The following is a 13255-nucleotide window of genomic DNA, read 5'->3' on the forward strand; positions in this document are numbered from 1 at the left end:
CAGGCTCATGGCAAGGTGATCGTGATGTGCGCAGTGCGTTCAGGCATCTGCACGACGTTGTTGTAGGCAGCCAACTGCTGACGGGTATCGTGTCCCATGTAGGTGCGCAGGCCGATGAAGGCCAGCACACCAAAGCAGCCGACAACGGCGGCGGGCAGCCACAGCGGAATTACCCGGCGCAGCTGGTTGCGGATATTGTCCGGCGGCAGCGCATGTGGGGCGAAGCCGTGACGCTTGCCTTTCAAATAGACAATTTCGTCACCCAGCCGTGCGGTGAGGTAGCCAAGTTTTTCGGTGCCTTCCAGGCGGTACTTGCCTTCGAAGCCCATCAGCAGGCAATAGTGGTAAACCTCCAGTGACGGCAGGCGTGCGCCGCCCTGGCGGCGCAGCTCTTCGAGTTTGTCGAAGAAGTGCTCGCCGGCCAGATGCTCGCCGAACATGCGCAGCTGTAGCGGGCTGCGTTCCCACACTTCATGCAGGGCAGAAGGCTGAGAAAGAATGGCTTCGTCCACCGCCGCGCAGAATGCGTACTTGGATGCGTAGACGTCTTCGGCAGCAATGCCAAGGCGCATCGCGTTGCGCTCAACGCTGTCGAGGAACTTCTGCACGGTCTGCACGAAGCCTTCGGCATCGTTTGGCAGCTGGCCGCGCTTCAACAGCAGCAACAGATAGAAGCCATCGGACATCAGATCCTGCAGGCTTTGTGGCGTTGCTGATATCGGTGTGCTGCTGGCCATTGCCGCATTGCCAGTCAGCGACGGCATGGGGCCGGGGGTTGGAGGCAGGTGTGAATTCATCAGGTGGTCACCGCAACAAGTTCCAACTTCAGGTCGGCGATGCCGGCCGGGACGTAGATCATCAGCGACTGTGATTTGAGCATGCGCTCATACAGTGCGCCGCGTGGGTCAATCTCGAAATAGTGACTTCCTGGTCGTACCGGGATGGCGGCAGGAACCTGCGCTGCATGCGTGAGCTTCACGCCAGGCAGTGCTGAAAGGACGCACTTCTCGACATCATCCGGCGCGCCGATCTTGAAGCGGATCGGTACGGTCTGGATAAGGTCCTGCGCGGGCATGGAAGCCGACACGGAAAGATAGAACGAGGCCTCGCCGTCTATGCGCTGAGAGTCGAGTCGGCCGAGGTGGTAGGAGGGCTTGATCTCGCTCAGGGCGATCTTGAAGTAGCGTGTGGAGATCACGGTTTCCAGTAGGGCACGCACGATTTCCAGCAACTTACGGAACGAGGCCTCCGGTTGATCGTGGCGATACACCGGAAGGTCGTTGAGCTGATAGGTGTTGGAGAAGGTGAGCAGGGCGCCCGCCATGCGCAGCAACTCCTGATGCAGGCGCTCGGGGTGCAGCTGCGGATGATGCAGCAGATGCGCCAGCGCACTGAACGAGGAGTTGATGGTGTGCAGCAGCCAGAACGATGCAATATCGCCCGAGCGGAATTCGATGATGTTCTGCGAGGTCTGCCGATGCAGGCCATACAGCGCATCTACTTTGGCTTGCAGGGCATCCAGCACGGAGCGTAGCTCGCGATGCAGGAAGGGCGAGGCCTGCAACTGCGCGCAAGGCGGGATGAATTCATCGTCCAGTTCGAAGCCGCCACTGGAGGTTCTGCGCACGCGCGCAACCGGTACGGTGGAGTAGGCATCTTTGGGTTGGTCGTCGGTAAGCAGCTTCACTGCTTTGCTGAGATAGGCCAACTCAGCTTCCGCGGCATCGGTGAACAAGTCATCCGAAACACGATTGGCCTGCCGGTAGCGCGCAAGCACGCTGCCTTCGGCATCAGCGCAATTGCGACCGTCATCACGCAATAGCGGTAATGCGAGATACACAACGGTTGCCTGTACCCCAGGCGGAAGATCCTGAAGGGATACGGCATCGGGCAGACTGTCGTGCACCGGTGCATCGTAGCTTTCACCATCAGGGAACACCGCAGACAGGTCCAGTGGACGCAAGGTGCCGCCGGTCAACGCATGCGGATCAAAGCGCACGCGGCGCGCGCCCCAGGCATATGGGTGCAACGTCTGCGATAGATCCTGCAGGCGTGCCTCGTGATAGGCGTCTTGGCGCTGGAAGTGCTGCGGGCGCAGGAACAAACCTTCACCCCATAAGACCTTCGACATCCTGCTTACGTAAGCCACATTTCAGTCCTTGGAAATTCTGTTGGCGCGTCGCCTGAGCGTACTGCGCCATGGCGCATAACTACTGCAGTAGCAGCTTCGCAGCTTGATGTGAAAACTCCATTCACACCCTGATTCTCATCACGTCTTGTGGTTCGAATACGAAAGATACTAACGCATGCATGCGGCGCAATGTTGGGGTAGCAGCAAAAAGGCGTGCTGGTTCAGCGGGCACCGGCGCAGCGAACGGAGGCCAAGCTGCTTGGGTCGCCTGAGCTGCGTGAGCTTAGTGCTTTGCTATCAGTAGTGAGCGCACAAGCATGTACGCCAATGGTTATACCGTCGTTGGGAAGATTCTTGGTGCGCGCATCAAAGGCCATACGCCAGCGTCCTTCCGCTGGCGAACGGAACAGGGCAATCACGCCAATGACAGCGGTGCCATCGCTAAGTTGTTCGGACAATTCCTGTCGTACACCCGGTGTCAGTACTACTTCGTTGACCGAAAGCAGGTCGGCCCCGAGTGCGGCTTGCTCGCCGGCTTGGTCGAGGAATGAATTGAACGGGGCCTGTTCAAAGCGCTGTGCGCTACGTAGGTGATAGATCTTCAACACGGCAGCGCTTGCACGCTTGTCATTGCCGGCATTGAGATTTGTCCCAGCATAGATTTGCAGCGGAATTACCGGAGGTTTCTCAGGTTTTGCTTCACGCAGACCAACGGCTTGCAGTGTACTGTCCATCGCCTTGCTCAGCTTGCCGCCGGAGGCGCAGCCGGCTAATCCAATGGTATTAGCGAGGAGGAAAGTTGTGACGGAAACCACACGCAAAAGTTTGCTCATGTACGCATTCATTTAGTGATGGGCGCCTATAAAACAGCGGGTGAATGACTACATCCGGTGCAAGTGCAGCACGCCGATGTGAAGGAAATGTTTGGAGCAAACAAATCGCGATTTCGAAAATGACTATACCGGCGCGCATTCCCGAATGTACACTGCCGCCGCTGGGACTGGATTCCCGCGAGTTGTATCGGCGGAAATGCGGCTCCCTTTAGGAACTTATTTCGACGAAGGAATCACTATGGATGTGAAGGTGTTTGGGGCGGCAGCATGTCGTTCGGTGTTGGCGTTGGCACTGTTGTCGGGGTTGGCTGCTTGCGAAAGCACGCCGAAGAAAACAGCAATTCCTTTCGATGTAAGCATGGCCAATGCCGAGGCGCAGGTCTCCACGGCTGGCGCTGATGCGGCAATCAACGCATTTGAAGTTGCAGCAAAGGCTGACCCTACGCGCAAAGAGCCGTGGGTTCGTATCGCCCAGTTGCAGTTTGACCAGAATCGCTACGCACGTGCCATTGTCGCGGCTGAAGAAGTGCTGCAGCGCGATCCCGATGACCTGGTTGCCGATGGTGTACTGACCGTCGCTGGCTTCCGTATCGCCAATGAATCACTGCAGCGCCTGGACGGGCGTGGCGCGCTGGCATCGGATACGGCACAGCGCGAGGCGCAGGCACTGGTCGCCACGCTGCGTACCACCATGGGTGAAGCGATTCTTGAATCGGGTAAGCCGAAGGTGCGCCCGCCGGCGCGTCCGCCTGCGCGTCAAGCAGGGGCTGGTCGTCGTACTGGCCCAACACCGCCTGCTACGCCGCCCGCGCCGCGTCCGGCCCGCCCAACCGGCGCCGACCCCTTCCAGAACATTGGCAACTAAGCCGGATCTACAGGACCAGTCAGGAGACACTCATGGCCAAGAAGGACAGCGTTCAAAAGCGGCTACAAAAGATCCGGCCGCCGCGCGTGCAGCTTACGTATGACGTGGAAAAGGGCGACGCGATCGAGCAGAAAGAGCTGCCTTTCGTAGTTGGTGTGATGGGTGACTTCAGCGGTACGCCTGAAACTGCGCTGCCCAAGGTCAAGGACCGCAAGTTCGTCAACGTCGATCTGGATAACTTCGACGAGGTGATGGAAGCGGCTGGCCCGCGTGCCGTCTATCGCGTGCCCAACAAGATCAGTGATAGCGGTGGCGAGTTCGGCGTCGAGTTGAAGTTCAACTCGATTGATGATTTCCGCCCGGAATCTGTCGTCCAGCAGATTGACCCGTTGCGTCGTCTGCTTGAGTCGCGCACCAAGCTGGCCGATCTGCGCAACAAGTTGGCGGGCAATGAAAAGCTCGAGGACCTGTTGACGGATGTGCTCAACAACACCGAGCAGCTCAGGAAGCTCGGCGCGGCGAAGGAGGAGTAAGCGATGGCATCTGAAGCCACACAACTGGCCGCGCAGGACGCGGTCACTGAGGAAATCGATCTGCTCGATCAGATTGTCGAGAAGAGCAAGGTCGCCAAGTCGCGCACCGAGCATGAGCGTGCCAAGGACATCATCTCTGCGCTTGCGCAGGAGGTGATGGATGGCACGGTGGTGGTGTCTGACAACCTCAACCTGACCTTGGATGCGCGCATCGCCGAGATTGACCGGATCATTTCCGAGCAGCTCAGCGCGGTGATGCACGCTCAGGAATTCCAGGCGTTGGAAGGTAGCTGGCGCGGCTTGCACTACCTGTGCTCGCAGACCTCCACCGGCCCGAACATGAAGATCAAGGTCTTCAATTCGCCGAAGAAGGATCTGGTCAAGGACTTCAAGTCGGCCATCGATTTCGACCAGAGTGCACTATTCAAGAAGGTCTACGAAGAAGAGTTCGGTACCTTCGGTGGTGCGCCGTTCGGCGCCCTCATCGGTGACTACTATCTGGGCCGGCAGCCGGAAGACATGTACTTCATCGAGCAGATGTCGCACGTGGCTGCTGCTGCGCATGCGCCATTCCTGTCGGCCGCCAGTGAAGGCATGTTCGGTCTGGAAACGTTCACGGACATGGGCAAGCCGCGTGACTTGGCCAAGGTGTTCGACACGGTGGAGTACGCCAAATGGAAGTCGTTCCGCGAAAGCGAGGACAGCCGCTACGTTGGTCTCACGCTGCCGCGCTTCCTTGGGCGTCTGCCCTACAACCCCAAAGACGGAACCACGGTTGAAGGCTTCAACTTTGTTGAAGAAATCGAAGCCGCCGATCACAGCAAGTTCCTGTGGTGCAACACCGCCTATGCGGCTGGTGCGCGCCTGACCCAGGCATTTGAGAGCTATGGTTGGTGCGCGGCGATCCGCGGTGTAGAAGGCGGAGGCCTGGTTGAAGACCTGCCGACACATACTTTCCGCACCGACGACGGTGAAGTGGCATTGAAATGCCCGACCGAGGTTGCCATCACTGACCGTCGTGAGAAAGAGCTTAGTGACCTCGGCTTCATGCCGCTGGTGCACTGCAAGAACACCGACTACGCCGCCTTTTTTGGTGCGCAGTCGGCACAGAAGCCGAAGAAGTACAACACGGATTCGGCCAATGCCAACGCGATTCTGTCTGCGCAGTTGCAGTACATTTTTGCGGTTTCGCGTATCGCTCACTACTTGAAGGCGATGATGCGCGAGAAGATCGGCAGCTTTGCATCAGCGGGCAACGTCGAGGAATTCCTGAACCGGTGGATCGCCCAGTACGTATTGTTGGACGACAACGCCAGCCAGGAAGCCAAGGCGCAGTTCCCGTTGCGTGAAGCATCTGTGCAGGTTTCGGAAGTGCCGGGGAAACCCGGTGTCTACCGCGCGGTGGCCTTTATCAGGCCGCATTTCCAGCTCGACGAGCTGTCTGTTTCGTTGCGACTTGTTGCTGAACTGCCGGCGTCAGCAAAGAAATCGTAACGTTTGGCTGTTGCTGTAGCGTCAGGTGGGGACCTCGGTCCCTGCCTCGCGGTGGCGCACATTTCTAGAGGGCGAAGCCCCCCTCAACCGCCGGGCCCCCGCCCGGCAAACAATCTCACGGAAGAACGGAATTTAGGAGACCAGATATGCAACATGCTTTTCTTTCTATTGACACCATCAAGGGTGAGTCGCACGACGACAAGCACAAGGATTGGATTGAAATCCAGTCCTTCTCGCAGGATCTGCTGCAGCCTCGCTCGGCCACTGCCTCCACCTCCGGTGGTACCACGGCAGCCCGCGTGAATCTGTCGCCGATCGAAATCATCAAGTCGATCGACCTCGCTTCCACGGCCCTTAACCAGGCCGCCGCAAACGGCACCACCTTCCCGAAGGCACGCGTTGAGTTCATGCGTGCTGACAAGGACGGCAACGCGATCAATTACTACCTGGTCGAGCTGCTGAACGTGCTGGTACACCGCGTCACCACCACGGTTGACAAGGAAGGTATGCCGCAGGAAGTGGTTCAGTTGAGCTTTGGTGCGATCAAGTGGACTTACCAGCAGCAGAAGCCGGAAGGCGGAGTTGGTGGCAAGACCGTGGCACAGTGGAGCGCAACAAAGAACATCCCGAACTACACCGTTTGATGATGTGTTCTGCGATGGCGCGTCAAGCGCCATCGCAGTCTCAATCCCGGCAAGGCCAGGACAGGCCCTGCAGTTGCATCGCTGCCTTGACGCACGGATGCCTAGCTACCGGAAACAACGATGAAGGGACTCGAACCCAGCCTGTTGGAAAAACTGTTTGACGATAACCCGCGCAGTGCAGGCGCCGGGTCGATGTTCAAGTCGATTTCGCTGGAGCAGTACAAAGATTCCATCGCACGTGACCTGGAGGGGCTGCTGAACTCGCGCGCCGCTTTCCAGGAAAGCGATATGGCGGAGTTCCCGAATTGCCGCCAATCCGTGCTGACCTACGGGCTTGGCGATTTCTCGGCGATGAGCCTGGCCAATGCCTACGACCGCGCCGCCATCTGCCGCTCATTGGAGGAGGCCGTTGGCCGTCATGAGCGTCGCTTGAAGAATGTCAGTGTGCAGCTTGACGCGGGCAACCAGTTCGCTGGTGGCTTGCATTTCACCATTCATGCGCTGCTGGATCTTGAGCCTGCGCGTGAGCCGGTCAGCTTCGACGCCATGCTGCAGCCCTCGACCCTGCAGTACCAGGTCAGCCGCGCGCGGCGCACGCAACAGGCGCTCTGATGCAGGATCTGCTGCCCTTCTATGAGCGTGAACTTGCTTATCTGCGCCGCTACGGGCGCGAGTTTGCAGAGCGATATCCCAAAATTGCTGGCCGTCTGCAGCTGTCTGCCGACGGTAGCCAGGACCCCCACGTTGAACGCCTGATCGAGGCCTTCGCGCTGTTGACCGCGCGTGTATCCAAGCGCATCGATGATGATTATCCCGAGTTCACCGACGCGCTGCTGGATGTGCTCTACCCGCACTACCTGCGGCCGTTCCCCGCGTGCTCAATTGCTTACTTCGATATGGATGGCGTGGCCTCCAAGCTGAGTGCGCCGGTGCGGATTCCGCGCGGAACCTCGCTGCAGAGCCGGGCAGTGCGCGGTGTTCCCTGCGACTTCCGCACCAGCTATGACGTGGTGCTGGCGCCAATCAGCGTGGCATCAGTCGCATATCGCGCAGTGGCTGATGCGCCGATGGCGACGGCGCTGCCGGCCGGTAGCGGCGCGCAGATTTCGTTGGGGTTCCAGTTGCTGTCCGATCAGCTTGGCTTCGGTCAGCTCGGCACCGACAAGCTACGCTTGTTCATAGATGGTGAACCGTCGGTGCGTGCTGCCTTGCGGGATGCCCTGCTGCTTGGAGTGAAGGCGGCTTATGTTGAATCTGATGGTGACGGTCGTTGGCGTCGGCTGGATGCTTCCCCGATCAGCCCGGTTGGCTTCGCCGACAACGAGGCGCTGATTGATTTTCCGGCACGCTCGCACCCGGCCTATCGCTTGTTGACCGAGCTGTTCGGTTACCCGGAAAAGTTCGGCTTCGTTGACTTGGACCTGGCGGCCAGCAGCGCAGCCGCCAGCCGCCGCTTCACCCTGCACCTGATCCTGCAGGCCGGGCAGCAGGAACGCACCAATACAATGGTGCTGGAAGATATCGGCCTGCATAACGTGCGGCTCGGCTGCACGCCCATCGTCAACTTGTTCAAGATCAACGGCGAGCCGATTCGGGTGACCCATCGCACGGTGAACTACGCGGTTCTCGCCGATGCCCGCCGTGCCTATGCCTTCGAAGTCCACTCCATTGATTCGGTGCATCGCATCCGTCAGACCCCGCAAGGGGAGGCGATCCACGAGTTCCGGCCGTTCTACTCACTGCATCACGGTGAGGACCCGGACCGCACCGGGCAATACTGGGTTGCGCGCCATGATGAAAACATCGCCCGCGAGAGCCCAGGCTTCGAGATGGAGATCAGCTTCGTTGATCTCTCATTCAATCCGGTGCTGCCGCAGACCGATACGGTCAGCCTGGAGCTAACCTGCAGCAACCGCGACCTTCCGCATCAGCTTGCCCATGGCGTGGCTGGTGGTGATCTGAGCATCGAAGGTGGCAGTCCGGCCAAGGGTATCAGCCTGCTGCGCAAGCCCACGCGCCCGCTGCGCTTCCGTCATGGGCGCAGCGCGCAATGGCGCTTGATCTCGCATCTGTCGTTGAACCAGCTGTCCTTGAGCGGCAGTGGGCTGGCGGCGTTGAAGGAAATGCTGCGCCTGTATGACCTGTCCGGCAGCAATGTGTCCGCACGCCAGGTGGATGGCATCCTCGCGCTGGAGCAGGTGCCGGCAACCACCTGGATGTCTGGTCGGCAGTTTGCATCCGTGGTGCGCGGCCTGGAAATCCGTCTCACCATCAACGAGGCCCATTTTGTAGGCACCGGCGTGGCTGCATTCGCGCAGGTGATGGATCACTTCTTCGCACTGTATGTGCACGCCAACAGCTTTACCCGACTGGTGCTGATTTCCGGCGACAGCGGGGAGGAGATCGTCCGATGCCAAGCGCGCAGCGGCGAATCGATCCTGGCGTAGCCCAGCAGCTGCTGGCCGAGCCGCACCGCTTCGAGTTCTTCCAGGCGGTACGCGTGCTGGAGCAGGTGTTTGAGCGGCAAGGGGTGAAGTCGGGGCAGGCCATTCCGATGCGGGTGCGCTTCCGCAACAACCTGTCGTTGGGCTTCCCGGCAACCGAGTTGTCGGCTGACGGCGAGGTGTACTCGCTGGCTGGCGATCGCCTGCACGAGCCCGATACCATCGAGCAGGCGCTGGCTGCCGAAACCCTGGGTGAAGTACACCTGACCCCGCAGTTCATGGGCTTGCTGGGTACGGCCGGCGCGTTGCCGCTGCACTACACCGAAACCCTGCAGATCCGCGAGTTGTACGAGCGTGATCGCACTGCGCGCGCATTCCTCGACATCTTTTCGACCCGCGCCGTAGCGTTGCACTACGCTGCGTGGAAGAAGCACCGGCTGGCACTTCAGTACGAGCTGGACAGACGCGAACGCTTCCTGCCATTGGTGCTGTCACTGCTTGGCATGGGCATGCATGAGCTGCGCGACCGGCTGCATGACGGCGAAGGCGACATCTTCGACCAGGCCGTGGCGTACTACGCCGGTGCCATCCGGCAGCGGCCGGTGTCGGCTGCGCTGATGCAACGCGTTCTTTCCGACTACTTCCAGGTACCGCTCGAGGTGGAGCAGTTTGTCGGCGCCTGGTACCGGGTGCCGGCAGGGCAGGCGACGCGTCTGGGGCAGGCGAACGCCGTGCTGGGTGCCAGCGCTTTGGCGGGTGACCGCGTCTGGCAGCGCGATCTGCGCCTGCGCCTGCGTATCGGCCCGCTTTCAAAGCAGGCGTTTGATGATTTCCTGCCCGGTGGCACTGCGGCCTTGGCCCTGGCCAAGTGGTTGTCGCTGCTTACCGGCGGAACACTGGAATACGAGGTGCGGCTGGTGCTGCGTGCCGAGGACGTCCAAGGCAGTGCCCTGGGAAATGGGGCGCGCTTGGGCTGGGACAGCTATATGTGCACACGCGGGCAATCCGGCGCGCGCGATGACACCACCTATGGCATCCATACATTGCAATGACAACGCGCCGGTGGCGGTAACGCTGCCGGTAATTGAACGGTTTCAGCAGGGAGTGCGTGGTTCCGCATGAGCATCAACCTCAAAACACTTATCAGCAAGTTGGACGACACCTGCCGTCAGGCGACCCAGCGCGCAGCCAATCTGTGCATGGCGCGTGGCAACTACGAGGTGGATCTGGAGCATCTGTTCCTGGCCCTGCTGGAGCAGCCCAAGAGCGACTTCGTGCTGATTGCCCAGCGCAGCGGCATTTCGCCCGAATCGCTTGAGCGTGATCTCAGCGACGAAATCAGCCAGTTCAAGACCGGCAACACTCGCACCCCTGTGTTCTCCCAGCATCTGCCTGCCTTGTTCGAGCATGCCTGGTTGATTGCCTCGCTGGATTCGGAAACCACCCGTATCCGCAGCGGCCACCTGTTGCTGGCGCTGCTGACTGAGCCGGATCTTGCGCAGTTGGCCTACCGCGGCTCCAAGCTGTTCGTGCGCTTCAAGCGCGAGGAGCTCAAGCACGACTTTGCCAAGCTGACCGAGGGCTCGCAGGAAGCGCAGACCGTGCGTTTCGCCGATGCGTCGGCAACGGGCGAAACTGCTGGCGAAGACGCAGATGCAGTACCGGGAGAGGCCAAGGGCGGTCTGTCCAAGACCCCGGCGCTGGACCAGTTCACCACCAACCTCACCCAGCGCGCACGCGATGGCAAGATCGACCCGGTGATCGGCCGCGATGGCGAGATCCGTCAGGTGATCGACATCCTGATGCGTCGCCGCCAGAACAACCCCATCCTCACCGGTGAGGCCGGCGTCGGTAAGACCGCCGTGGTTGAGGGGCTGGCACGGCGCATCGCCGAGAGGGATGTGCCCGACGTGCTGCAAGGCGTGGAGCTGCACACCTTGGACATGGGTCTGCTGCAGGCCGGTGCCAGCGTCAAGGGCGAGTTCGAGAACCGCCTGAAGAACGTGATCGACGAGGTCAAGAAGAGCCCGCACCCGATCATCCTGTTCATTGACGAAGCCCACACCATGATTGGCGCTGGCGGCTCCGCCGGCCAGAACGACGCCGCCAACCTGCTCAAGCCGGCCTTGGCGCGTGGCGAGCTGCGCACCATCGCCGCCACCACTTGGAGCGAGTACAAGAAGTACTTCGAAAAAGACGCCGCGCTGGCGCGTCGCTTCCAGGTAGTGAAGGTGGAAGAGCCCAGCGAAGTGCTGGCCGCAGCCATGCTGCGCGGCATGGTCAGCCTGATGGAGGCGCACTTTGGCATCCGTGTGCTGGATGAAGCGGTGACCGAGGCCGTGCGCCTGTCGCACCGTTATATCAGCGGCCGCCAGCTGCCGGACAAGGCAGTCAGCGTGCTCGATACCGCATGCGCGAAAGTCGCCCTTGGCCAGAGCGCCACCCCGGCGATCATTGAAGACACCCGCAAGCACCTGGACCGGCTTGAAGCCGAGCTGGCCGCACTGCAGCGCGAAACTGCCGGCGGCAGTACCCAGCACGATGAGCGCCTTGCCGAGTTGAAGGCGCAGCAGATTGAAGCGCAGGCGGTGCTGGCCAGCAACGAACAGCGCTTGAGTGTCGAGCGCGAGCTGGCGGGGCGCGTTGCGGCGCTACGCCAGCAGCTTGAGCAAGGCCTGGCCGGCGAGGGTGAGGCTGAAGCTTCCACGGAAGCTCAGTCCGACGTTGCCGTCGCCAAAGCTACTGGCAAGCGCAACAAGGCAACACGCGAGCTTTCGCCGCAGCACGCAGAGCTGGCCAAGCTGCAGGCCGAGCTTCGCGAGCTACAAGGCGAGACCCCGATGGTGCCGCTGCAGGTGGATGGCACCGTGGTTGCCGAGATCGTTTCTGCATGGACCGGTGTGCCGCTGGGACGCATGGTCAAGGACGAAATCCGCACCATCCGCTCGCTTGGCAGCCTGCTGGAAGAGCGGGTCATCGGGCAGGACCATGCGCTCGACGCCATCGCCCAGCGCGTGCGCACCGCTACCGCCAAGTTGGAAGACCCCAACAAGCCGCGCGGCGTGTTCATGTTTGTCGGGCCTTCGGGCGTGGGCAAGACCGAGACCGCACTGGCCTTGGCCGACATCCTGTACGGCGGCGAACGAAAGCTGATCACCATCAACATGAGCGAGTATCAGGAAGCGCACAGCGTGTCCGGCCTGAAGGGTTCGCCGCCCGGCTATGTTGGCTACGGCGAAGGCGGCGTGCTGACCGAAGCCGTACGCCGCAACCCGTACAGCGTGGTGTTGCTCGATGAAGTGGAGAAGGCGCATCCGGACGTACTGGAAATGTTCTTCCAGGTGTTCGACAAGGGCATGATGGACGACGCCGAAGGTCGCGAGATCGACTTCCGCAATACCCTGATCATTCTCACCTCCAACATCGGTTCCTCGCAGATCATGCAGTCCTGCCTGAACAAGCCGGCTGAGGAAATCCCCGGTGCCGAAGCGCTGGCTGAAGCATTGCGACCGATCCTGATGCGCACCTTCAAGCCAGCCTTCCTCGGCCGCTTGAAGGTGGTGCCGTACTACCCGATCAGCGACGATGTACTGGTGCGCATCATCACTCTCAAATTGGGCCGCATCCGCGACCGAGTCAGCGCCAACCACAAAGCCAGCTTCAGCTGGGACGAGGGGCTGGTTGAAGCCGTACTGGCGCGCTGCACCGAGGTGGACTCGGGCGCACGCAATGTCGACCACATTCTCAACGGCACCTTGTTGCCGGAAATTGCCGAGAACGTGCTGACGGCCATGGCCGAAGGCACGCGTATCAACAGCATCAAAGTCAGCGCCGGCAAGAAGGGCGACTTCAAATACAAAGTTTCTTGATTACGGACGAAGGAGAACAACATGGAATTTTTCGGATTTGACCGCCAGGCAGCACTGAATCATTGCGACAGCCTCGAACTGGGCCTGGGGCGCGACCTTGACCGCGTGCGTGCATGGAACCGTCTGCGCCCGGAGCACATTGTCGAACTGCTCGATACTGCAGTGCCGGCCGCACGCCAGGGCGCACGCAACGTGGCTGGCCAGATCAGCCGTGGCTCCTGGCGCATCCAGATGGATAGCGCGCCGGTCGGCAAGCCGCAGCTGGTGAGCAATATGCGTGAGGTGCTGATTTCCGCAGGTGGGCGTGACTATCGCCTGCAGGTCAGCGAAGGCGTGCGTCTGCGTCTTGAGGAAATCACGCAGGTCGCTTGATGCGACGGTAACAACGTCATTCCGGTGCCGGCGGGCGCCGGGATGGACGGCAACAAACGGATGCATCCAG

12 protein-coding genes are annotated in these 13255 nt (G+C 60.6%); 9 read left to right on the plus strand and 3 right to left on the minus strand.

The features are described 5' to 3' along the window. Positions 1 to 5: 5 nt before the first annotated feature. From icmH to tssJ, 3 genes are all read right to left on the minus strand, one after another. Positions 6 to 797: a type IVB secretion system protein IcmH/DotU gene (icmH, locus tag ACVOLL_RS01635; protein ID WP_481511275.1), complete on the minus strand. Its 792-nt coding sequence runs from the start codon at positions 795 to 797 to the stop codon at positions 6 to 8. Beyond that, complete coding sequence (gene tssK, locus ACVOLL_RS01640; protein ID WP_481511276.1) at positions 797 to 2131, minus strand: type VI secretion system baseplate subunit TssK; 1335 nt, start codon at positions 2129 to 2131, stop codon at positions 797 to 799. Before tssK ends, icmH begins: the two co-directional genes overlap by 1 nt. 221 nt (positions 2132 to 2352) lie before the next feature. Next, a complete protein-coding gene (tssJ, locus tag ACVOLL_RS01645; RefSeq protein WP_481511277.1) occupies positions 2353 to 2964 on the minus strand; it encodes a type VI secretion system lipoprotein TssJ in 612 nt (203 codons plus the stop codon). Between the two features lie 238 nt (positions 2965 to 3202). Between tssJ and ACVOLL_RS01650 the strand changes: the two genes are divergently transcribed. From ACVOLL_RS01650 to ACVOLL_RS01690, 9 genes are all read left to right on the plus strand, one after another. Next, positions 3203 to 3829 (plus strand): tetratricopeptide repeat protein, encoded by a 627-nt coding sequence (locus ACVOLL_RS01650; protein ID WP_481511278.1) that lies wholly within the window; start codon positions 3203 to 3205, stop codon positions 3827 to 3829. Between the two features lie 32 nt (positions 3830 to 3861). Then, the gene (gene tssB / locus ACVOLL_RS01655; protein WP_481511279.1) at positions 3862 to 4362 is read left to right on the plus strand and encodes a type VI secretion system contractile sheath small subunit; all 501 of its coding nucleotides are present in this window, start codon (positions 3862 to 3864) and stop codon (positions 4360 to 4362) included. A 3-nt stretch (positions 4363 to 4365) separates the two neighbouring features. Next, positions 4366 to 5856, plus strand: coding sequence for a type VI secretion system contractile sheath large subunit (gene tssC / locus ACVOLL_RS01660; RefSeq protein WP_481511280.1), 1491 nt, complete (start codon positions 4366 to 4368; stop codon positions 5854 to 5856). A 146-nt stretch (positions 5857 to 6002) separates the two neighbouring features. Then, positions 6003 to 6500 carry an Hcp family type VI secretion system effector gene (locus ACVOLL_RS01665; RefSeq protein ID WP_057628616.1) on the plus strand — a complete coding sequence of 166 codons (498 nt, stop codon included), beginning with the start codon at positions 6003 to 6005 and terminating at the stop codon, positions 6498 to 6500. A gap of 120 nt (positions 6501 to 6620) precedes the next feature. Beyond that, positions 6621 to 7112, plus strand: coding sequence for a type VI secretion system baseplate subunit TssE (tssE, locus tag ACVOLL_RS01670; protein WP_481511281.1), 492 nt, complete (start codon positions 6621 to 6623; stop codon positions 7110 to 7112). Beyond that, positions 7112 to 8947 carry a type VI secretion system baseplate subunit TssF gene (gene tssF, locus ACVOLL_RS01675; RefSeq protein WP_481511282.1) on the plus strand — a complete coding sequence of 612 codons (1836 nt, stop codon included), beginning with the start codon at positions 7112 to 7114 and terminating at the stop codon, positions 8945 to 8947. The genes tssE and tssF overlap by 1 nt, the downstream gene beginning before the upstream one ends. After that, on the plus strand, positions 8911 to 9996 hold the full coding sequence (gene tssG / locus ACVOLL_RS01680) for a type VI secretion system baseplate subunit TssG (RefSeq protein ID WP_481511283.1): 1086 nt from the start codon (positions 8911 to 8913) through the stop codon (positions 9994 to 9996). The genes tssF and tssG overlap by 37 nt, the downstream gene beginning before the upstream one ends. Positions 9997 to 10062: 66 nt before the next feature. Then, positions 10063 to 12813 (plus strand): type VI secretion system ATPase TssH, encoded by a 2751-nt coding sequence (gene tssH, locus ACVOLL_RS01685; RefSeq protein ID WP_481511284.1) that lies wholly within the window; start codon positions 10063 to 10065, stop codon positions 12811 to 12813. A 21-nt stretch (positions 12814 to 12834) separates the two neighbouring features. Beyond that, entirely contained in the window at positions 12835 to 13185 is a 351-nt protein-coding gene (locus tag ACVOLL_RS01690) for a hypothetical protein (protein WP_481511285.1), read from the plus strand. Positions 13186 to 13255 lie beyond the last annotated feature (70 nt).

The sequence above is a fragment of the Stenotrophomonas sp. STEN035 genome (genome assembly GCF_056759935.1).